The organism is Sandarakinorhabdus sp. (genome assembly GCF_040398645.1).
In the GTDB taxonomy this organism is placed as follows: domain Bacteria; phylum Pseudomonadota; class Alphaproteobacteria; order Sphingomonadales; family Sphingomonadaceae; genus Sandarakinorhabdus.
Genome location: NZ_JBBATR010000004.1, coordinates 8,776 through 30,157, shown reverse-complemented (window position 1 = coordinate 30,157; position 21,382 = coordinate 8,776). Strand labels below are relative to the sequence as shown.

The following is a 21,382-nucleotide window of genomic DNA, read 5'->3' as shown; positions in this document are numbered from 1 at the left end:
CCTTGCATCGCTGGCCCCTTGGACCGATTGAGCAGCCGGGATTGCAAGCGAGCCGCATCTGATACTCTGCCCATGACGCCGCCGAGCGCATCAATCTCCGCAACCAGGTGGCCTTTGCCGACTCCGCCGACGGCTGGGTTGCAACTGAGCGTACCCGGATCATCTGCACGCAGCGTAACCAATGCTACGCTTGCCCCGCGCCGGGCTGCGGCCGCGGCAGCTTCGCAGCCAGCATGGCCAGCTCCAATTACAATGACATCATAGTTGAGCATTGCTAGCTCTTAACCGGTCTGCTGTGATTGTTCCACGTGAAACAAATGGCGTGCTACGGCTACTTGCCGATGCAGAATTGACTGAAAATGCGGTCGAGGACGTCATCAACGGCTACCCGGCCGGCGATGCGCCCAAAGGCATGAGTTGCGACGCGCAGGGCTTCGGCGCGGAGCACGGGCTCGGCGGCCGCAGCGGCCTCCTGCAACGCCGCGCAAGCCTCCGAGAATGCAGCTTGGTGACGCGCGTGAGCGAGCAGGGCAGGCTCACCGGGGCGGGTAACAGTCTGCGCCCAATTCTCGAGCCAATCGCGCAACACGGGAAGACCCAGCCCCGTTTTGGTCGAGATTGCGAGCACCTCGGCGGGGCACAACGTTTCGGCAAGGTCCTGCTTGTTGAGCAGCCGCAGGTGCGGCGATCCGTTCGCAGGCATTTCGGGCCATCGCGGATCTTCGGCGCTGGCGACAATGAGCACCAGATCGGCCGTCACTGCGCGGGCACGCGCCCGTGAAATGCCGATGGCCTCCACTTGATCATCAGTATCACGCAAACCAGCGGTGTCGATCAGCACAGCGGCTGCGCCGCCGAGTATAATCGGAACCTCGATTACATCGCGCGTCGTCCCTGCCTGCGCCGTCACAATGGCTGCATCCCGCATGGATAGAGCGTTGATCAGACTCGATTTTCCGACATTTGGCGCGCCTGTAATCACGATTGTCAATCCATCACGTATCCGCGCAGCGCGGGTTGCGTCAGCCAACAATGCTTCAAGTTCCCTGGCCATAGCGATGAGCTGGTGGCCAGTTGCTTGTGTCAGTCGCTCGGCTACGTCATCTTCATCGTCCCCAAAATCGAGCCCTGCCTCGGCATCTGCCAAGACGTTCATGCAGCGTTCGCGCCACGCATCTGCCAGCCGGCCCAGGGCGCCGCCAGCCAGTGCAAGTGCTTGATTTCGCTGGCTTGCTGTTTCCGCCGCGATGAGGTCGCTGAGTCCCTCGACTTGGGCAAGGTCCATGCGCCCGTTGTGAAATGCGCGCCTCGTATATTCACCAGCCTCGGCCAATCGCACGCACGGTCTGGCCGTCACGGCACTTAACACGCCGGCAATAACGGCCGTGCCGCCATGAAGATGCAGTTCGGCAAGGTCCTCACCGCTAGCGCTGTTAGGGCCAGGGAAGATTACGACCAGGGCGGTATCGAGCAACACGCCGGAAGCTGGGTCAACGAGCCGGCATAAGCTCATGCGACGCGGTGGCGGCAAGCGGCCAACAAGCGCCTGAACCGTGGGAAAGGCCTGCGAGCCGGACAGACGGATCACCGCCAACGCTGCTGGCGGCCGGCCACTGGCCAGCGCCGCAATGGTGTCATTCATCGCAGATGCTTCAGGCCTTGGGCGGCTTTGGCGCCGCGGCCAGCCCGCCCGAACCCAAGCCGGCGCCAAGACCCGAAAGAAACAGTTTTTGCCACTGTTCGTAGTTGCCTGCGATACCGGGTGCCCAGGTGCGCATTAATTTTTCCCATTCCGCAGGGTTGACGCCGTCAGCCATCGTGGCTTTCATGCGATCAAGATAGACATCGTGCAGAGGTTGCAGATCAGGCAGGCCGAAAAAGGCGCGGGCTTCCTGCGGTGTGCATTCGACGTCGAAGGTGATTTTCATGCGTGCATTGCCTCTGTTCCAATCCGGGCGAGAGGCTATTGTAGCTTCGCTGGACGTGCATCGGCAAGCAAAGTTGAATATAGCCATGTTGCAGGATAAATCAGTGACCTACCGCGCAGCATAAGTGCAGCATGAAGGAACGCACCAATGAATTCTATCCGGATCGAAGCGGTTGGTGGCCCCGCTGTCATGCAGTGGCACGATACTACATTGCCGCCACCAGGGCCTGGTCAAGTCCGCATTCGGCACACGGCGATCGGGCTTAATTTCATCGATACCTATCATCGGTCCGGCCTGTATCCGCTGCCGATGCCATCGGGGCTAGGTCTGGAGGCGGCGGCGGTGATCGAGGCCGTTGGCGACGACGCGGGGCTGCTGCCGGTTGGCACGCGGGTAGGCTATTGCTGGGGGCCGATTGGCGCTTATGCCACGCATCGCAACATCGCTGCGGCAATGCTGGTGCCGTTGCCGGATGCTGTCAGTGACGAGGCCGCGGCCGCCGGCTTGCTCAAAGGTTGCACCGCAGAGTTTTTGATCGAACGGTGCGCGCGGGTGCAGGCTGGCGATTGGGCACTTGTGCCGGCCGCTGCCGGGGGTGTTGGGCTATTGCTGGTGCAATGGCTGAAATACCTTGGTGCAACGGTGATCGCTGTCGCCGGCAGCGACGAGAAACTGGTGCTAGCGTTGGCGCATGGCGCCGATCACGCGCTGCTGGACAGTGGCGATGTTGCGGCGCATGTGCGCAGGCTGACAGGTGGGCGCGGCGTGGATGTGGTGTTCGACGGCGTTGGCAAGGCAAGCTGGGAGTCGTCGCTCGACAGCCTGAAACGGCGCGGCCTGATGATCAGCTTCGGCAACGCCTCTGGACCGGTGTCGGGCGTTGATCTGGGCATATTGGCGCGCAAGGGATCGCTGTTTGCGACCAGGCCTACGCTGTTTGACTATTACGCCACCGCGCAAGACCGCGCCGCTTACGCTGGCCGCGTGCTGGCGTTGATGGCATCGGGTGCCCTGAAGTTGGCGATCAATCAACGTTACGCTTTGGCCGACGTGGCAACGGCTCATACCGATCTGGCGGCTCGGCGCACCACCGGATCGACCATCCTGTTGCCGCGATGAGCCGGCGCTGTCAGGGATTGGCCAGGGCAAGCACCAGATCGCTGAGATAATCGCGGCCCTTCATCACGCTATCGACGCGGATACGTTCGTTGAGGCCGTGGACACCGTTGCCATCCGGGTCGCTAAACATGCCGGGCGCGCCATAAACCGGGATGCCGATTGGCGCGATATAGATTGCATCGGTGGCGCCAGTGGACATCATCGCCAGCATCGGGACGCCTGGGAAATGCCGGGCGGCAAGGCTTTGCATCGGGCCGATAATCGCCGGGTTTAGCGGTGTGGGCTTGGCCACAGGCCGGATCGGCAGCTTCAGGCTGATGCTGATCTTGGGATTGGCGATCACTGCCGCCAGATCGGCCTTCAGCACGTTGGGATCGGTGCCCGGGAACATGCGGCAGTTCACATTGGTGCGGGCGCGCTGAGCCAGGGCATTTTCAGCGTGGCCGGCTTCGACCAATGTCGCGACGCAGGTGGTGCGCAGCACGCTGTGGTTAAACGGGTCCATCGAAACGATGCGATTGGCCTCGGCCTCGGCAGGATTGGCGAGCAAGCGCACAATCGACGGGCCGACCGGGTCCGGCATTACCTTGGCCATGCCGGCGAAATAGGCCCGGGTGGTGTCGGTGAATTGCACGGGAAACTCATGGGTGTTCACCGCAACGATGGCGCGGGCCAGATCGGTGATGGCGTTGTCCGGGCGCGGTACGCTGCTGTGGCCGCCGGGATTGACGGCCTCAACCCAGAAATTCTGCACGGTTTTTTCGCCAACCTGCACGGCAAGGCCCTGCGGTTTGCCTTTGTCATCATAACGGCCGCCGCCGCCTTCGTTCAGGGCAAAGTCGGCCTTGATCAGATCAGGGCGGTTCTTGGCTAGCCAATCGGCGCCATTGAAGGCGTAGGTGGTTTCTTCACCACAGGTCAGCGCCAGCTTGATGCTGCGCCTTTGCGGCTTGCCTGCTGCTTTCAGGCGGATGAGCAGATCGGCCCACACGCTGGCCTGCGCCTTGTCGTCGAGCGTGCCACGGCCGTAGAAATAGCCGTTTTCCTCGATGAGCTGGAACGGACTGCGCGTCCAATCCTCCGGCTTGGCGGCAACCACATCAAGATGGCCAAGCAGCAGCATCGGCTGCACCTTCTTGTCGGTGCCGTTCAAGTGAACGACGATGCCGCCCTCCTTGGGATATTCGGGCACGGAAAACTGGGTGATTTCAGCGTCGCCAAATCCCGCAGCGCGAAAACGCACTGCCAATTTGTCGGCAGCGGCCGTGCAGCTGCCAGTGGTCAAGCTGGTGTCGGTTTCCACCATCTCCTTGTAAAGCGACCGAAACTCCGCTTCACCGGGCTGCCTGGCAGGCACTTTAGGAGCTGCTGCGCCTTGGGCAAAGCCTGGCGCCGCACCCAAGGCGACCAGCGTGGAAACAAGCAGAACAGCGCGCATGATAAGCCCCTTATTTGCCGGCATAAGCCACGATCAGATCAAACAGATAATCACGTTCTTTCATCAGGCCGTCCACGGAAATACGCTCATTCAGGCCGTGGACTCCATTGCCATCGGGCATGCCGAAACGGCCGGGCATGCCATAAGTGGCAATGCCGGCCGCGTTCAGATAACGGCCATCGGTGGCACCGGTGCTCATGGTCGGGATGATTGGAATGCCGGCGAAATGCCTGGAGGCCAGCGCCACTGCCGGGCCGTAGACCATGGCCGAAAGCGGCGGCGGCGGCGCGGCCTGTTCAGGATTTTCGGATGCCCGCGGTGTGACTGTGATGCTGGCATCGGCCAGGCGTTCGGCGATCTGGCCGCGCACCTTTTCCACGCTTTCGCCGGGGAACATGCGGCAATTCACATTGGCCTGGGCGCGCTGCGGCAACGCATTGCGGGCATGGCCGGCATCCAGCATCGTGGTTACGCAGGTGGTGCGCAGCGTGCTGTGCCAGCCCGGATCGCGCGACACGATTTCATTGGCGTGGGCATCGGCCGGATTGGCGAGCAGCGTCTTGATTGCCAACGCAGTATCAGCGTTGCTGATCTTGGCCATTTCGGCAAAATAGGCCCGCGTCGTGTCTGACGGGATCACCGGGAAATCAGTGCGTGACAATCGCACCAGCCCGGCCGCGAGTTCATAGATCGCATTGTCCGGGCGCGGGCGGCTGCTGTGGCCGCCGGGGTTGCGGGTTTCTAGGGTGAAATCCTGATAGACTTTTTCGCCAGCCTGAAACGCCAGGCTGATGGGTTTGGCGTTTGCATCTGCTTTGCCACCACCGCCTTCGTTCAAGGCAAACTCCGCCTCGATCCAGTCGCGGTGATTTTCTACCAGCCATTTGGCGCCGTTGAATGGCCCGCCTTCCTCGCCGCAAGTCAACGCCAGTTTCAATGTGCGCCGAGGTGGCTTGCCGGACTGTTTCAGCCGGATCATCGCATCGGTGAAGATGGCGCCGTGCGCCTTGTCATCCGAAACACCGCGACCATAGAAAAAGCCGCCTTCCTCGATGAAGGTGAACGGATCCCGCTCCCAATCGGCCCGCTTGGCCTCCACCACATCGAGGTGGGACAGCAGCAAGATCGCTTTCGCCTTCGGATCGCTGCCCGGCAGCGTGACGACCAGGCCGCCATCCTGCGGGCGATCCTCCGGGCCATTGAACAATTTGATATCGGCATCGGCGTACCCTGCCGCCTTCAAGCGCACCGCGATCTTTTGCGCCAGGGCCGTGCAACTGCCGGTGGAGACGGTGGTGTTGGTCTCAACCATTTCCTTGTACAGCGCGCGAAACGCCGCCTCGCCAGCGCGCGGTGCTTGCGCGGCGGCTGGAACGGCGATGCTGGCGGCCAACAGGCCGGCGATTATGTAACGCATGATGATCCCCCGTTTGATAGCGCGCATCAAAGCGGCCTGCGTGCGGGATGGCAAGGGGCAAAGGGCAGGCCGCTTTTTCCTTCTTTGATACTGTCCCCGGTCGTAGCGTTGCCGCTTTCAGAGTGGACGGCGCATTTGGGCGGTCCAGGCGTAGCCGGCGCGGGTGGATTGCCAGTCGCTGGCCAGGCCTCGGGATGCCGCCAGTTGGGTTACGGCGTCGCCGAGGTTGTCGCGGGGGCTGACGTCGAACTTGGCCAGCCAGGCGAACAGTGCCTTGCGAAATGGTGCGGGCAGTCGTTCTTGTTGGCCGAAATCGACGAGATCGAGGCGGCCGCCGGGGGCGAGAGCGGCGGCGGCTTGGGCCAGCGCGGCGCGCCAATCGGGGATCATGGAGATTGTGTAGGACAGGAAGACGCGGTCAAAGCCGGTGCCGCCGGACAGCGCGGCGCCATCGAAGGCGGTGGCATCGCCGGGGAGCAGTGTGATGCGGTCGACCAGTCCGGCGCGGCCGACGTTGGCGCCGGCGGTGGCCAGCATTTCATGGCTGATATCGATGCCGGTGAAGCGCGCGGCCGGAAAGCGGCGGGCGGCGGCGATCAGGTTGCGCCCCGTACCGCAGCCGATTTCCAGCACGTGGCAGCCCGGCCCGGCATCGAGCCCGGCGATCAGATCATCGCGGCCGAGCAGATAATATTTGCGGGTGAGATCATAAAAGTGCCGCTGGTTGCGGTAGATGCGGTCCATGGCCGCGCCGTGGGTCACGGCATTGGCGGCGCTCATGCGGCATTGAGTGTGTAGAGGTGAACCCCGCCGTAGATCGAGGAGCGGTCGGCACTGGTGAAGCGGGCGCTGTCCTCATCGGCATAGTGCCAGCGCGCCAGCAGTTCGTCGGGGATGCGGCCAGGCAGCAGGGTCGGTTCGGCGGCGGTGCGAAACAGCACGCGGGCACCGGGGCGGGCGGTGCGGGTGATCTGGGTCCACAACTCGGTCAATTGCGCGTCTGTCATCCAGTCTTGCGCATCGAGCAGCACATAACGATCACAACTGGCCGCAGGCTGACCCGCCAAGAAATCGATGAAATTGGCGTGGCGGTAGTCGACGCGGTCCGTTCGCGCTGCCACGGCGGCGTGATGCTTGGCCTGCAAATAAGGTGGCAGCGGGGCTGCTGGATGCTTGCCGTAGCCGCGCCCAAATGCCTGCCATGCGAAATAATTGTCCGACACGGCGAAATCACAGGACAGTTTTTCCAGCCGGGCGCGCAGCACGCTGGCCATGTCGGGCGCATCGCCGAGCAGCGCCTGATATTGCGCGGGCGGGATGCCCAAACCGAACAGCGCTGCCGGATTGCTGGTCAACCAGCGCACGAATTTCTTTTCGAACAACGGCGCGAAACTGGTCTCGAAAATCTCCCGCTGTTCTTCCAGTGTCTTGGCTGCCAGCATCTTGCGCGTGTCAATCCCGTAAGCGCGGGCAAGCCATTGTCCGGTGATGATGAAGCTGCCGAGCAAGCCGCGCCGATAGAAATTCCTCGCAAATCCACCGATGCGCTTGCGGCCGATCGGATCGCGCCCCTCCCAATAATCGCGCGACACCTGATCAAGATGTGGCGCGACATGGGCCTTGTAAGCCGTGACATTGGCCGGGCTGTCGGCATCGGCAAAGAAACGATGAAAACTGGCCTGATCGGGCAGATGTCGCGCCGCCGCCAACTTGAGCTTGCCCAGCGCGACGTGGGCCGTGTTCAGATCAACAGCCGTGATGCGCGCCGGATCGGCGGTGAGGTACGACAGGACATTGCAGCCGCCGCTGGCGATGGTCACAAGGTGCATACCCGGCCCAAGCTGCAAGGCTTCCAGATCCACAACCGGATCTTCCCAGATTTGCGCATAAACCAAGCCCCGGAAGGCAAAGGTGAAAGCGCGTTCGAGCAGGCCCTGCTTGCTGAATTCATCATGCTGGTGGACGGCGTTGCGCACAGCGATATGGCGGGTCTTGGCGTGCGCGAGGGCCATGCATTGCACCTTTTTTTCAAAGATACGTCTCTTTAGGCCGTCGGCATGACACAATCGTGACAGTTGCAAGACACATTGAGCGCGCCTGTCTGGCATTAGCCCGCCAACCAGCTTGCAGCGCCAGAGCGAGGTGGTGAGGCAGCTTCGTCGAGGGTCAGTCGCGCAGCAGCTCGTTGATGCCGGTCTTGCTGCGCGTTTGTGCGTCCACGGTTTTCACGATTACGGCGCAATACAAGCCCGGCCCCGGCGAGCCATCGGGCAGCGGCTTGCCGGGCAGGCTGCCGGCCACAACAACGCTGTAGGGCGGCACCTTGCCGATGTGGATTTCGCCGGTGGCGCGGTCGACGATCTTGGTGCTGGCACCCAGATAGACGCCCATCGAAAGCACCGCGCCGTCACCCACGATCACGCCTTCGGCAACTTCGGCGCGGGCACCGATGAAGGCGCCGTCGCCGATAATGACCGGGTTTGCCTGCAACGGTTCCAGCACACCGCCGATGCCGGCGCCCCCGCTGATATGTACATTCTCGCCGATCTGCGCGCAGCTGCCAACTGTGGCCCAGGTATCAACCATGGTGCCGCGGCCCACCCGAGCGCCGATGTTGACAAAGCTGGGCATCAGCACTGCGCCGGCTGCAATATAGGCGCCGCGGCGGACAATCGCGCCCGGAACAGCGCGAAAGCCAGCCGCGCGGAAGCGATTTTCGTCCCAAGCGTCGAATTTCAGCGGCACCTTGTCGTAGAAACTGGCAGCACCAAAGCCCGGCATCACGCTATTGTCGTTAAGCCGGAAGCTGAGCAGGACGGCCTTTTTCAGCCACTGGTGGGTGGTCCAGCCGCCATTGCCATCTGGCTCGGCCACGCGCAGCTCGCCGCTGTCGAGCTGGTCAAGCGCACGATCCACGGCCAACCGCAGTTCGCCGCCGGTTTTGCTGTTTACCTCGGCGCGGTTTTCCCAGCCGGCATCGATCACGTCCACCATGTTCATTGCGCTGCATCCAGTTCTGCGAGGACGCCGGCCAGGAAACCGGCCAGATCGTCGATGATGTAATCAATATGGTCATGGCTGCTGCCAGGGCCTTGATCGGCAGCATTCCTGATCCACACCGTGGTCATGCCGATGGTTTTGGCCGGTGCAAGATTGCGGGCCATGTCTTCGACAAACAAGGATGTTGTGGGAACGATGCCATGGGCAGCGCACAGATTGGCATAGGCGGGCATCTGCGGTTTGGGCACATAATCCAGTGCATGGATATCGTGCAGGGCGTCAAAGGCATCGGACAGGCCAAGCCGCGCCAGCACGCGCTGCGCATAGGGTGCATCGGCGTTGGTAAAGACGAATTTGCGGCCAGGCAGGCGGCCAATCAGTTCGCCAAGCTCCGGATGCGGTGCAATCACATCGATATCGACATCATGCACGTCGCTAAGGAAATGGTGCGGATCGACATCGTGCAGCGCCATGAGGCCAGGCAAGGTCATGCCATGGGTGTGATACAGGCTTTTCTGGATGCGGTAGGCTTCGGCGGGGTCAACGTCCAAAAGCCGCTGGATATAGCTGCCCATGCGCGCATCGATTTGCGGAAACAACGCACCGCCTGCCGGATACAGGGTGTTGTCCAGATCGAAGATCCACGTATCGATTTTTGAAAATGCAGCCATGCCAGAGGGCTTAAACCCAAGCATCGCGCGCGCCAAGTGCCAGCCAATGATGTAAAGAAATTGGGCAGCACGGGCGGCGAAGGCGGGGTCGGGCCGCCAGGCTGCCGCCCGTGCTGGCCTGTGGAGGAACAGGCTTGAACCTGCGATAGACGAGCCAGCTCACTTGTGCACTGCGGCGTACACGCCGCGCTTCAGAGTGTCGCGGGCAAGTGGTTGATCGCTGGCGTCGCCTGGGGGAGCAATGCTGCAATGTCGGAGTTCGAATTCTTCTTTAGCTTCTTCGGGTTGCTGCTTGGCCTGTCGATTGCGGAGGTGCTGGCGGGACTGGCGCGTGCCATCCAGGCGCGCTTGCAGCCAGGTTCGACTCTGCGCATCGGCTGGCTGACGCCGATGCTGGCAGGCTTTGTGCTGCTCGATCTCTTGTCCTTTTGGCAGGCGGCGTGGGTCAGCCGTGATCTTGTGGCTGTGTCGGGCGTTGCCCTGATGGCCGTCATGATCTTTGCCGGGGCCTATTATCTGGCAGCATCACTCGTGTTTCCGCCCGATGCCAACGCAGCCGGCGATCACGATCTGCATTTTTTCCGGGTGCGCCGGATCGTGATCGGTGTGATGCTTGCTCTGCTCGTTTGCCAGCTGGCCTGGTATGCCAGCGTTCCAAAGCTGCTGCCGCTTCTGCTGCGGCCATTGTCGCTTGGGCTCACGTGCGTGCTTGCGGCGCTGATGGTGGCTGCGATGGCGGCGCGCGGCCGGCGCTGGTGTGAATTGGCCATGGCCGCGCTCATTGCGCGCTACATGCTGGTCTATCTGCTTTAGGGGCGTGTCAGGCGAAACGCTGCTGCAATGCCGCCATCGCCAGCGCGGCCTTGGCAGCTTCGCCGCCCTTGTCCTTCTGCGCCTTGTCCGCCCGCGCGATGGCCTGCGCTTCGTTTTCAACCGTCAATATGCCGTTGCCGATGGCGAGGCCGTCAAGGGTGAGCGCCATGATCGCCCGCGCGCTTTCGCTGGCAACAATCTCGAAATGATAGGTTTCACCGCGAATTACGCAGCCCAGTGCCACATAGGCATCATAGGTCCCTGAGGCATCGGCAAAGGCGATGGCAGCTGGAACTTCCAACGCACCGGGGACGGTGATCACCTCCCATGTGGCGCCAGCGGCCTCTAGGGCGCTGGTCACACCGTCCAGCTGCATATCGGCAAGGTGTGTGTAGAAACGGGCTTCGACGATCAGAATATGCATGGGTTCTGCCTTTACGAACGGGCGGGAATGGCGCGCTCGCCGACCACCTTCAGGCCATAGCCTTCGATGCCGACGATATTGCGGTGCTGGTTGGTGAGCAGGATCATGTCGGTCACGCCCAGATCAACCAGTATCTGCGCGCCAATTCCATAATCGCGCAATGTAATCGGTTCGCCCTGACCCTTGGCGCGCATCTGTTCCGAAATCGCGGTCGGGCTGCCGTCGCGGATGATCACGATGACGCCCGCGCCCTCGTTGCCGATTGCATCCATGGCGCGGCCCAATTGCCCAGCGCGATCGCCTTTTTCGCCGAACATGTCGGTGAACATCGATTGGGTGTGTACCCGCACCAGCGTGGGCTTTCCGGGCTCGATCCGGCCTTTTTGGAGCACCATATGCTCGGCATATTCAGCGGTGTTGGCATAGGTTTTGGCCAGCCAATCGCCGCCATGCCAGCTTTCCAGCCGGGTTTCGGCAACGCATTTCACCAAACGGTCATGACGGTGGCGATAGGCGATCAGATCCCGAATCGTGCCGATCTTCAGGCCGTGGCGGCGAGCAAACGGGATCAGATCGGGCAGGCGCGCCATGGTGCCATCATCGTTCATGATCTCGCAAATCACCCCTGCAGGGCTCAGCCCGGCAAGCCGCGAGATATCCACGCTGGCTTCGGTGTGGCCAGCGCGCACCAGCACACCGCCGTCGCGCGCCACCAGCGGAAACACGTGGCCGGGTGATACGATATGTTCCGGCCCCTTGCCGGCATCGATGGCCACTGCAACGGTGCGGGCACGGTCAGCAGCAGAAATGCCAGTGGTGACGCCCTCCTTGGCCTCGATCGACACCGTGAAGGCAGTGCTGTGGCGGGTGCCGTTGTGCTGCGCCATCAACGGCAGGCCCAGCGCCTTGACCCGTTCCGAGCCCAGGGCGAGACAAATCAGGCCGCGGCCGAATTTGGCCATGAAATTGATGGCATCGGGCGTCGCCATCTGGCCGGGAATGATCAGATCGCCTTCATTCTCGCGGTCTTCGTCGTCGACCAATATGTACATGCGGCCATTGCGGGCTTCATCGATGATCTCCTCGATGCCGCACAGTGCCGGGCCGGCATTGCGGTCAGCCAGCCAGGCCTCCAGTTTGCGCAGCGTGTCGGTGGTTGGATTCCAATCGGCATCATCCAGCGCCCGCAGGCTGTTGGCGTGCAGGCCGGCGGCGCGGGCCATGCCGGCCTTGGACTCCTCGCCGTTGGTGACCAGGTCCCGCAACCGCGCTATCAGGGATTCGCTCATGGTGCTCCTCACATCATAATGTGAAATGCGTATGCCAAAATCACACTTCAGTGTCAAGCGAGTTGGCGCATCCTAAAAAGATAGCGAGCGAGCACATCAATCTCGATATTCACTTCGTCGCCCACAGCAGCCGTGCCGAAATTGGTCCATTCTGCGGTGTGCGGGATGATATTGATGGTGAACCAATGGCCAAGATCATCATCGCTGACGTCGTTCACGGTGAGCGATGCGCCGTTCAGGCTGATGCTGCCCTTGGGGGCGACATAGGCCGCGACGCTGGCTGGCATCTGGAAGGTGAAGCGTTTTGAATCGCCCTCGGCCGTGATGGCGGCGATCTGGCCGACGCCGTCAACATGCCCGGTAACGATATGGCCGCCCAGTTCATCCCCGACCTTCAGCGCGCGTTCGAGATTCAGGCGCGCACCCTGCTGCCACATGCCCGTTGCCGTGCAGCGCAAGGTTTCGGCCGACACATCAAAGCTCAGGCTGTTGGCTGTCTTGCCGACCACGGTGAGGCAGACGCCTGAACAGGCGACAGACGCGCCGATCGCGACGCTGGCAGTGCTATTGCTGTGCGTTGTTCCCACTGTGACCCGTAGGTCGCCGCGCTCCTCGATGGCGGTGATGGTGCCGATGTCGGTGATGATGCCAGTAAACATAGCCTAGTCCTAACGTGTCCGTGTGTAACGTTCAATCCGATCAGCACCCAGCGTGACGATCGGGGCTGCCTGCCAGCGGCCATGCGCATCGGCCAGATCATCGAGGCTTATATCGCCGAGGCCACGCCCGCCACCGATCAGGATCGGCGCGCGGTGCAGAAGCAGTTCATCAACCAGATCGGCGCCCAGCAGGCTCGCCGCCAGCCCCATGCCGCCTTCGGCCAGGATATTCAGGGCGCTGTCCCCGGCCAATGCCACCAGATCGGCAAAATGGCTTACGTGCGCCGGCAGGCCGCCGGCGCGCCCGACCACGCCGATACGCGGGCTGCGCGCTGCCAGGCCGGGCAGCCGCACATCCAGCGCCGGCTTGTCCGCATCCCAAGTGCCGCGCCCGACCACGATCAGATCACAGCGCGCGCGCAGCAAATGGGCGGCAGCGCGCATGCGTTCGCCGGTGATCCAGCGGCTGCGGCCATCCGCCAAGGCGATGGCGCCGTCCAGCGACACGGCGAGTTTGAGGGTGATATGCGGCCGGCCATGGCGCTGCCGTGTCAGAAAGCCGGCCAGCCCGGCCTCAGCCTCAGCCGCGCGCACACCGGTCACCACCGATATGCCCGCGGCGCGCAACCGAGCGGCGCCTTCGCCATTGGTGCGCGGATCGGGATCGAGCGCTGCCACCACCACGCGGGCAATCCCGGCGGCAATCAGGACGCCGGCGCAGCTTGGCCCGCGTTGGCTGTGGTGCGCACAAGGCTCCAGGGTCACATACGCCGTGGCGCCGCGCGCTGCCGGCCCGGCAGCGGTCAACGCCGCCGCTTCGGCATGCGGTCGGCCGCCAGCGCTGGTGCGGCCGCGCGCAACGACCCGGCCATCGTTCACGAGCACACAGCCGACACTGGGATTGGGCGTGGACAGGCCGATGCCGCGGCTGGCCAGCGCCAACGCAGCGCCCATCCAGCGCCAATCGGCATGGGCCTCTTTCACTCGATGGGGGGTTCCAGCGGGACGGCGGTTGGCACGCGCACCAGCGCCTCGGTGGCCGGCTGGGCCATCACATACGGGATATCACGCGCAGCACCGCCGCCAGCGACATAGGCATCATATTGCGCCTGCGCATCGGCTTTGGCCTTGCCCTTCAACGTGGTAATAAACGCTCTTGCTTGGGCCAGCTTGGCTTCGCGTGCCGCGATTGTGGCCTTTGTATCGGCAATGGCTTGTTCGCGGGTGCGATCGGCTTTCCAGCTTTGGGCATAAATCACGATGGGATCAGGCTTTGAATAGCCCCACCGCGATTCGATCAAGAACAAGGTCATCACCGTAGCGGTCGCAAGCGCAGCACCGCCAGCAATCCAGTAGCGGGTGCGGCGCGCTTGCGCATCGGGCGGATCAAGAAAGGCCATTGCAAATCCATAATCGGACCCGGTCGGTTTTGCCAGCGGTCGAGCCAGCGTCGGGGCCCGAGGTGCGGCAATGCGCCCGCTGCAAAATCAGCTCGTCAGCCGCGCCAGCGCCGCATCGCGGCCGATCAGTGGCAGTAGTGCTGCCATTTCCGGGCCATGTGACTGGCTGGTCAACGCCAGACGCAGCGGCAAGAACAGCGCCTTGCCTTTGCGGCCAGTGACGGTCTTCAGAGCATCCACCAGCCGCGCCCAGATATCGTCGCCCCAGGCCAGTTCGGCCAACGTGCTACGCGCGACTGCAATGTAGTCCGCATCCTCGATCACTGGCAAGATTGGCCCAGCGATCACCCGCTGCCACAGCGCGGCATCGTCGATGCGGTTCAGATTGCCGCGCACCGCCGTCCAGCCAGCCGCTGTCATGCCGGCGGGCAGGCGCGGCTGCACCTGATCAAAATCCATCATGTGCAGGCAGCGCGCCGACAGGCTGGCCAGATCGGCCGGATCAAACCGGGCCGGAGCGCGGCCCCAGTGGCTCAGCGCAAAGCCGGCCAGCAGATCATCGAGCGCCACGACTGGTTCAACCGGCTGCGAGGTGCCAAGCCGCGCAAACAGAGCCGAGATGGCCACGGCCTCGATCCCCTGTTCACGCCACTGCTCGATGCCTTCGGAACCGAGCCGCTTTGACAGGGCAGCATCCTTGCCGGTGAACAGCGCCATGTGCGCCAGCCGAGGCGGCGCGGCACCCAATGCGGCAAACATCTGCAATTGCACCGCACTGTTGGTGACATGATCTTCGCCGCGCACAATGTCGGTGATACCCAGATCAATATCGTCCACAACTGATGGCAGCATATAAAGCCAGCTGCCATCGCCGCGGCGGACCACCGGATCCGACAGGCTTGCGGCGTCGAAATGGCAGGGGCCGCGCACGCCGTCATCCCAGTGGATCGGCTGGCTATCATCCAGCTTGAACCGCCAATGCGGCATGCGGCCCTGCGCTTCCAGATTGGCGCGGTCGGCGTCACTCAGCAACAGTGCGGCGCGGTCATAGATAGGCGGCAGCCCCCGCGACAGCGCGACGCGGCGTTTGAGTTCCAGTTCTTCGGGCGTTTCATAGCAGCGGTAGGCCCGGCCGGCATCGGCCAGCCGTTCGATCGCGGCCTCATACAGCGCAAAGCGTTCGGATTGCCTGACCTCGATGTCGGGCGTCAGGCCAAGCCAGGCCAGATCGGCGCGAATCGAAGCGGCAGATTCCTCTGTGGAGCGCGCCAGATCGGTATCGTCCATGCGCAGCACGATGCGCCCGCCCGCCGACCGCGCCAGCAGCCAATTGACCAATGCCGTGCGAATATTGCCGGCATGAAGCCGGCCAGTGGGTGACGGGGCGAAGCGAGTGACGATCATCGCCAAGCCCATAGCGAGTTGCCGGCTGAAAATCGCGCAATAATAGACTGGCGGTGCCCAGCAGGCCTATTTCGCCAGCGGCAAATGCCGCGCCACAGTGCGCTCCTTCACCTGTGCGCCGTAAATCACGCCATCGGGGCCGACCGTGATGCCTTCGGCGCCGCTGGTGGCGCCGGCGTCCGGGTTGGGATCGGGGTCGGGAATGAACGCGGTCACCTTGCCATTTTTCACGCTGCCGATGCGGATGCCGCGCTGCCAGCCGGGATTATAGCCATAGCCCACGGGCCGACGGCTCTCGGAATCGGCGCTGTACAGCATGTCGTTCTTGTCGATGAAAAGGCCCGATGGCCGGCCGAACTGAGTCCAGCTGTTCAGCAGCTTGCCCGTCTGGCTGTACACCTGCACGCGGTTGTTCCAGCGATCGCCAACATAGAGCCGGCCCTTGCTGTCCATGGCGAGCGCGTGCGGCACTTCCAGATCGCCCTGGCCCTTGCCGGGCTGGCCCCATTGCATGAGGAACTTGCCGCTGGCGTTGTATTTCACGACGCGGGCGACGCCGCGGTCGGCTTCGTGGCCATCGCCCACGAAGATGTCGCCGTTCTTCGCCACGATGACGGCGTTGGGTTCGGTGAATTCATCGGTGCCCTTGCCCTGGATGCCGGGTTTGCCCAGCGTCATCAGCAATTTGCCCTCTCGGCTGAACTTCATCACCGTGGCGCCCTTGCCGGGCACCGCGCGCGCATCGGTCAGCCAGATATTGTCCATGGTATCAATGTAAAACCCATGCGGGAACACGGTGAGGCCGCCGCCGAATGCCTTGATGAAGTTGCCTTGGGCGTCGAATTCCATGATCGGATCGAGGCTGGAATTGGCACAATTGTTGGCGCCGCAGCGATCGGCGATCCAGATATGGCCCTTGCTGTCCACGCCCACCGCGCTGGTTGAACCCATCACCCGCCCCGCCGGCAATTTGAAAAAGCCGATTTCGCTGCGGTGCATATTGGGCTGTTTGTTGGTTTGTGCCGTCAGCGGTGCCGGCTCCGGCAGCGTATCGACTGTCCACACCGGGCGCGGCGGAACCGGTGCAACAGGTAGTGCTGGCTGGGCCATGGCGCTGGCGTTGGCCAGCAGAGCTGCGGCAACAAACAGGCGTTTCATCTATTCCCCCCTTTGGCGGTTCAGCTGCCGGTGCTGGCTGGCTTTTCGGCGGTGATGCCGATTGTCGCCAGCACTTCCGAACGGCGATCGAGCGGTTGGGCGCCAGCCGGGAACCCGTTGTTTTTCAGCAGGAATGCCAGCACGTCGGCATAATCCTCGCGGCTGAGCGATTGCGGATCATTTTGCGGCATGGTGGTCCGCACCCGGTCGTAAAGGTCGCCCACCGTCATCGTGTCCCAGTGGCTGACAAACTCGCCGCCCACCAGCGCAGGCGCTTCGCCGGTGCCATTAAGCGCTGCGCCGTGGCATGCGCCGCAGCGCTCTGCGTACACGGCCGAACCGCGGTCGGCCTGGTCAGCGGTAAACACGCCCTGCCACACGGATTTGCCGGCATCTTGCGCCAATGCCGTGCCGGCAAGCGCCGCAGCGATGGACAGGATCAGGGGCATTTTGCGCATCGTCATCTGGGTCTCTTATCGCTTGGTGGGCAGTGCATAGGCGATGAATTCGCCCGAGGCATTGCCGCCGCTGGTTGGTACGATGATATACTGCCTGCCGCCAACCATATAGGTCATCGGTGAGCCTGATTGTGTAGACGGCATGAACACCGCGCCGATTTCGGTACCATTTTGCTTGTCATAGGCCCGCAGCATGGCACCGCGCGGATGGTCCGGGGTGGTGGTGAACTGGTTTTCGCCGGCAATCACCAGCGATTTGGTCAGCAGCGTGCCGATCTGGTACGTCGCCTGGCCGGTGCGCGGGATGCCGCCAAGCGCCTTGATCGCCGGGTGATTGCGCACGAAATCCGGGGTTTCGCCGTGGGCAATCTGCCATTTGATGGTGCCGTTGTTCACATCAATGGCGCTGATGGTGCCATAAGGCGGCTTCACCAGCGGCAGGCCGTCCACCGAAAGGCGTGGTGGGCCGCTGCCGCCGGACGGCGGCGCTGCGGCCGGGCTGTCGGCGCCTGCGCCTTCGCCGGGGCCCTTGATCATCACCACCGGTTGGCCAGCAACGCCGACCACGAGCGGGATATCCGAAAGGCCAGCGGGCGGCGGCAGCAGGCCGGTGGCGGAAATACAGGCCCCGCAGGCATAAACATAAGCGATGCCGGATTCGGGATCAAAGCTGCCGCCGGGCCAATTGGTCCCGCCCTGGGCCCAATTGTTGATCACGCCGAACTTTTCGGGCGTCGAGACGATTGGCGGCGTATAGACAGGCCCGAGGACATATTTGCCGGTGAGCGCCACTGCCTTGGCCTTCAGATCAGGTGTGAAATCAATGAGATCCTTGTCTTCGACTCCATTGCGCGCATAGACCGGCGGCTTTGACGGCATCGGCTGGGTGGGCGAATACCACTCACCCGGCACGTTGCCCTTGGCGACCTTCACCTCCTTGATCGGCCACACCGGCACACCGCTGGCCCGGTCGAACACATAGAAGAAGCCCTGCTTGGAGGGCAGGCCAACCACCTTGCGCGGCTTGCCGTCCACGGTCACGTCCATCAGCAGCGGTGCGGAGCTGTTGTCGAGATCCCAGATTTCGTGGTGGATCAACTGGTAATGCCAGCGCCGTTCACCGGTTTTCAGATCGACTGCCACCAGGCTGTTGCCGAAAAGATTGTTGCCGGGCCGCTTGCCGCCGAAGAAATCGGAAGTCGGCGATTCGACCGCGAGATAGGCCAGGCCAAGCTCTTCATCTACAGACACTTGTGTCCACACGCCGGTGTTGCCGTTCACATCGGCGCTTTTGTTCAGCCAGGTGTCATAGCCGACTTCGCCGGGCTTGGGCACGGTGTGGAAGGTCCAGATCCGCTTGCCGGTGCGCACATCGAAGGCGCGCACATAACCTTTTGTATTGTTGCTGGTTTTAGGCGTGAAACCTTCGCGGAACGCCGCTCCGATGATGATGCTGTTGCCGGAAACCGCCGGGGCGGAATGTACGCCAACTTCGCCGGTATCCAGATCGCCAAGATCCTGATCGAAATCGGTTTTCAGATCGACAACGCCATTGGTGCCGAAGTCCGGATCAGGCCGGCCGGTATCGGCATCAAGGCTGACCAGACGATAGCCGATGGTGACATAGAGGATGCGGCGCTTTGTGCCGTCAGTCCAGTAGCTTAGGCCGCGGCCAGACAGGGCGCGCGGGCTTTCGGCGGAGCGTTTGCCTTCGTGCAGCGCATAGGTCCACAGCAATTCGCCAGTGGCGCCGTTCAGGGCCACGACGGCGCGGCGGGTGCCGCCGGTGGTGTAGATCACGCCGTCCACCGCCAGCGGTGTCGATTCCAGCTTATACTCCGGGCGTGAGCCCAGAATGTCGGTCTTGAACCGCCAGGCGATCTCCAGATCCTTGAAATTGCCGGCATTTATCTGATCGAGCGCCGAATAGCGGCTGCCCTTCAGATCGGCATTGTAGGTGGTCCAATTGGCAACGCCGGCATTGGTGCGGGCGGCGACCGTGCCTTCCTTGGCGGGGGTCTGCGCCAGCGCGGACGGCGCGGCGGACAGCAGCAGCGCAGCGGCAATCGAAAGCGGCAGGAGGCGGGTGGTGATCATTCCGGAAATCCTCTGTATTGTATCGGCAGGCAAATGGCTGGCGATTGGTGTCCGTCCGCTGGCGTCTGGTGACAGGCGGCTGGGCTTTGGTGACAGCTGGCTGGGCTTTCGGCCGCCAAAAGCGTCGTTCACGCCATCGGCAGCGCCATCGCCTTTTCAACGCCGATTTTCAGGCTGGCTTTCTGGGCGTCGGTCAGCTGCGGATAGGGCGTGCGCGCATACATCATCGGGCCGTCCTTGCCGCCGTTCATGCGCAGCGACAGCACATATTTCATCGACGCATAGGTGTTGGCGCCCATGTTGTGATCGCGGATGATGGTCTGAGCGGCGCGCAGATGATCGAGCTTGGCCTGCCAATTGCCCTTGGCGCGGTAGGTCTTGAAGATATCGGCGCATTTGTCGCTGAACTGGTTGCCGTCCGCCAGGATGGCCCCCATGCCCGCCGACACGGCCGGGATCAGATTGTTGGACGTGCCGCAGCGCATGTTGAGCTCCGGGAAGCTCTTGAGAAACTCGGCAAAGCCTTCGCTGCTGCCCGACGAATCCTTGATGCCGGCCAGGTGCGGATATTTCATCAGGTTCTTGAGCAGCTCGATGGTGATCGACACTTCGGAGGTGCCGGGGATATGGTACATGTTGATCGGGATCGACACCGCTTCGAACAGGCGGCTGTAATAGTCGGTCAGGCCTTCCACCGGCGGCTGGTTGAAATAAAATGGCGGGATCACCAGCAGGCCGTCAGCGCCCACGTTCTGGGCGTGCTTGGCCAGATCGATGGTCTCGATGATGTTGGGCGTGCCGGGGCCGACCATGATGTTCATGTTGCCCTTGTGCCGCATCGCCGTCTCGGTGATCAGCTTGCGTTCGGCCAGCGAGAAGCTGGGAAATTCGCCTGAGGTGCCGAGCACCACGACACCATCGGCGCCGCATTTCTGGTGCCATTCCATCACTGCCTTCATCGCGCCGGGATCGAACATGCCCTTGGCATCGCACGGCGTGACCGTGGCCACCCAGTAAGCCACTTTTTCCTTGGAGCCGAGCCGGCGGGCGCCGCCCATTTGCGCGCCCATTTGCGCAGCCGCCGGCGCAGCGGCCACGGTGAGTGCGGCAGCAGCAGCCCCGACCAGAGTTTCGCGGCGGTTCATGTCCATGATGTGTCCTCCCCCTAGAACGGCCACCGTCTGTGCGGATGATCGGCCGATAACGCCCTACTATCGCGCCGCTCACACCGGGCGGCAAGATATTTTCCCGCTCGGCCGATCTGGCACGCGCTTTGGCGCGATGCCAATCACGGCCCGGCGCAGGTCAATTCCAGCTGCGCCGGGCTGCGCTGCCAGCGGATACTGGCGCAGGCGGCGATCACATCCTGGCCGAGCTTGAGCACGGCCCAACTGCCTTGCCGGCCGCGTTTGCCAACCGCGGTCAATTCTGCATCCGGGTCAGCGTCCGGCGGCAGGTTGCTGCGGCCTGCCCAATCGAACAGGCGCACATCGGCGGCGCTCACGCCAAGCCCGGCCACCGCCACAGGCCGCGCCAGCGCCAGCCGCCGCACCGGGCGCGAAACACCAAAGCCGATCAACACGCGCCGCACCGGGCCTTCCAGCCGGCCGCCGCCAGCCTGCGCCAACAGGCTGGCCGCCGCTGCACTGGCCACGCTGACCGGGCGCAGCGGGTGGATTTCCACATCCAGCGTTTCGCCGCCCGCCAATGCCCAATCAAAGCCGACGGCATCGCTGCGGCCGATGCGGGCCGGCACGGTCACCATGCGGTCCCCGGCTGTGGCTGGCCGCCAGCGTAGCGTGACCCCCTCATGCGGCAGCAGCGGCAGGCCGATGATGCCATCGCTGGCCGGGGTTTGGCCCGGCGGCGCTTGCTCAGGGGTCAGCAGCCGGGCCTTGATGGCACGGCCGCCGATCATCAGGGTTTCGCGGCTGAAGGGCACGGCCACCGCCTGCTGGCCCACGGCAACGCGGTAGCGGCCGCGATCCACTGGCTTGCCATCGGTGCGCACTTCGCCGTCCAACACGGCGCGAACGCGGCTGCCCGGATTGATCAGCACGACATCATCGCCGCCCAGATCGACCGTCAGGCGCAGGCGCTGCCCGGC

Annotated in this window: 22 protein-coding genes; 2 read left to right on the top strand and 20 right to left on the bottom strand. The window is 63.1% G+C overall.

What is annotated here, in order from left to right; translation table 11 throughout:
- The 3 genes from ABWP50_RS01715 to ABWP50_RS01705 form a co-directional block, all read right to left on the bottom strand.
- A partial coding sequence (locus ABWP50_RS01715) for an FAD-dependent oxidoreductase (protein WP_353216320.1) occupies positions 1–272 on the bottom strand: 272 nt, incomplete at its 3' end.
- Between the two features lie 59 nt (positions 273–331).
- On the bottom strand, positions 332–1,642 hold the full coding sequence (mnmE, locus tag ABWP50_RS01710) for a tRNA uridine-5-carboxymethylaminomethyl(34) synthesis GTPase MnmE (protein WP_353216257.1): 1,311 nt from the start codon (positions 1,640–1,642) through the stop codon (positions 332–334).
- Between the two features lie 10 nt (positions 1,643–1,652).
- The gene (locus tag ABWP50_RS01705; protein ID WP_353216256.1) at positions 1,653–1,928 is read right to left on the bottom strand and encodes a DUF6489 family protein; all 276 of its coding nucleotides are present in this window, start codon (positions 1,926–1,928) and stop codon (positions 1,653–1,655) included.
- Positions 1,929–2,075: 147 nt separating this feature from the next.
- On the opposite strand from ABWP50_RS01705, the gene ABWP50_RS01700 reads away from it, so the two are divergent.
- On the top strand, positions 2,076–3,047 hold the full coding sequence (locus ABWP50_RS01700) for a quinone oxidoreductase family protein (RefSeq protein WP_353216255.1): 972 nt from the start codon (positions 2,076–2,078) through the stop codon (positions 3,045–3,047).
- Between the two features lie 10 nt (positions 3,048–3,057).
- Here the strand turns inward: ABWP50_RS01700 and ABWP50_RS01695 are convergent, their stop codons facing one another.
- The 6 genes from ABWP50_RS01695 to ABWP50_RS01670 form a co-directional block, all read right to left on the bottom strand.
- Positions 3,058–4,485 carry a M20/M25/M40 family metallo-hydrolase gene (locus ABWP50_RS01695; RefSeq protein WP_353216254.1) on the bottom strand — a complete coding sequence of 476 codons (1,428 nt, stop codon included), beginning with the start codon at positions 4,483–4,485 and terminating at the stop codon, positions 3,058–3,060.
- Between the two features lie 10 nt (positions 4,486–4,495).
- Complete coding sequence (locus ABWP50_RS01690; RefSeq protein ID WP_353216253.1) at positions 4,496–5,902, bottom strand: M20/M25/M40 family metallo-hydrolase; 1,407 nt, start codon at positions 5,900–5,902, stop codon at positions 4,496–4,498.
- 117 nt (positions 5,903–6,019) lie between these two features.
- A complete protein-coding gene (locus ABWP50_RS01685) occupies positions 6,020–6,682 on the bottom strand; it encodes a class I SAM-dependent methyltransferase (protein ID WP_353216252.1) in 663 nt (220 codons plus the stop codon).
- Positions 6,679–7,914, bottom strand: coding sequence for a BtaA family protein (locus tag ABWP50_RS01680; RefSeq protein ID WP_353216251.1), 1,236 nt, complete (start codon positions 7,912–7,914; stop codon positions 6,679–6,681). The genes ABWP50_RS01685 and ABWP50_RS01680 overlap by 4 nt, the downstream gene beginning before the upstream one ends.
- 154 nt (positions 7,915–8,068) lie before the next feature.
- Positions 8,069–8,902 carry a 2,3,4,5-tetrahydropyridine-2,6-dicarboxylate N-succinyltransferase gene (dapD, locus tag ABWP50_RS01675; RefSeq protein ID WP_353216250.1) on the bottom strand — a complete coding sequence of 278 codons (834 nt, stop codon included), beginning with the start codon at positions 8,900–8,902 and terminating at the stop codon, positions 8,069–8,071.
- Positions 8,899–9,573 (bottom strand): pyrimidine 5'-nucleotidase, encoded by a 675-nt coding sequence (locus ABWP50_RS01670; protein ID WP_353216249.1) that lies wholly within the window; start codon positions 9,571–9,573, stop codon positions 8,899–8,901. The genes dapD and ABWP50_RS01670 overlap by 4 nt, the downstream gene beginning before the upstream one ends.
- Before the next feature lie 249 nt (positions 9,574–9,822).
- Here ABWP50_RS01670 and ABWP50_RS01665 point away from each other — a divergent pair, with 249 nt between their 5' ends.
- Positions 9,823–10,386 (top strand): hypothetical protein, encoded by a 564-nt coding sequence (locus ABWP50_RS01665; protein WP_353216248.1) that lies wholly within the window; start codon positions 9,823–9,825, stop codon positions 10,384–10,386.
- Positions 10,387–10,393: 7 nt separating this feature from the next.
- Here the strand turns inward: ABWP50_RS01665 and ribH are convergent, their stop codons facing one another.
- From ribH to ABWP50_RS01610, 11 genes are all read right to left on the bottom strand, one after another.
- Positions 10,394–10,810 carry a 6,7-dimethyl-8-ribityllumazine synthase gene (ribH, locus tag ABWP50_RS01660; RefSeq protein WP_353216247.1) on the bottom strand — a complete coding sequence of 139 codons (417 nt, stop codon included), beginning with the start codon at positions 10,808–10,810 and terminating at the stop codon, positions 10,394–10,396.
- 11 nt (positions 10,811–10,821) lie between these two features.
- Positions 10,822–12,099, bottom strand: coding sequence for a 3,4-dihydroxy-2-butanone-4-phosphate synthase (gene ribB, locus ABWP50_RS01655; RefSeq protein ID WP_353216246.1), 1,278 nt, complete (start codon positions 12,097–12,099; stop codon positions 10,822–10,824).
- 53 nt (positions 12,100–12,152) lie between these two features.
- Positions 12,153–12,758, bottom strand: a complete 606-nt coding sequence (locus ABWP50_RS01650; RefSeq protein ID WP_353216245.1) for a riboflavin synthase — start codon at positions 12,756–12,758, stop codon at positions 12,153–12,155.
- Between the two features lie 9 nt (positions 12,759–12,767).
- A complete protein-coding gene (ribD, locus tag ABWP50_RS01645; protein WP_353216319.1) occupies positions 12,768–13,712 on the bottom strand; it encodes a bifunctional diaminohydroxyphosphoribosylaminopyrimidine deaminase/5-amino-6-(5-phosphoribosylamino)uracil reductase RibD in 945 nt (314 codons plus the stop codon).
- Positions 13,713–13,738: 26 nt separating this feature from the next.
- The gene (locus ABWP50_RS01640) at positions 13,739–14,158 is read right to left on the bottom strand and encodes a hypothetical protein (RefSeq protein WP_353216244.1); all 420 of its coding nucleotides are present in this window, start codon (positions 14,156–14,158) and stop codon (positions 13,739–13,741) included.
- A gap of 87 nt (positions 14,159–14,245) precedes the next feature.
- Positions 14,246–15,562, bottom strand: a complete 1,317-nt coding sequence (locus tag ABWP50_RS01635) for a glutamate--tRNA ligase (RefSeq protein ID WP_353216243.1) — start codon at positions 15,560–15,562, stop codon at positions 14,246–14,248.
- 66 nt (positions 15,563–15,628) lie between these two features.
- Entirely contained in the window at positions 15,629–16,720 is a 1,092-nt protein-coding gene (locus ABWP50_RS01630; RefSeq protein ID WP_353216242.1) for a peptidyl-alpha-hydroxyglycine alpha-amidating lyase family protein, read from the bottom strand.
- Positions 16,721–16,740: 20 nt separating this feature from the next.
- Positions 16,741–17,184: a c-type cytochrome gene (locus ABWP50_RS01625; protein ID WP_353216241.1), complete on the bottom strand. Its 444-nt coding sequence runs from the start codon at positions 17,182–17,184 to the stop codon at positions 16,741–16,743.
- A gap of 9 nt (positions 17,185–17,193) precedes the next feature.
- Positions 17,194–19,275, bottom strand: coding sequence for an outer membrane protein assembly factor BamB family protein (locus tag ABWP50_RS01620; RefSeq protein ID WP_353216240.1), 2,082 nt, complete (start codon positions 19,273–19,275; stop codon positions 17,194–17,196).
- Positions 19,276–19,403: 128 nt separating this feature from the next.
- On the bottom strand, positions 19,404–20,426 hold the full coding sequence (locus tag ABWP50_RS01615; protein ID WP_353216239.1) for a dihydrodipicolinate synthase family protein: 1,023 nt from the start codon (positions 20,424–20,426) through the stop codon (positions 19,404–19,406).
- A 137-nt stretch (positions 20,427–20,563) separates the two neighbouring features.
- The coding region (locus ABWP50_RS01610; protein WP_353216238.1) for a hypothetical protein at positions 20,564–21,382 on the bottom strand (819 nt) is incomplete at its 5' end.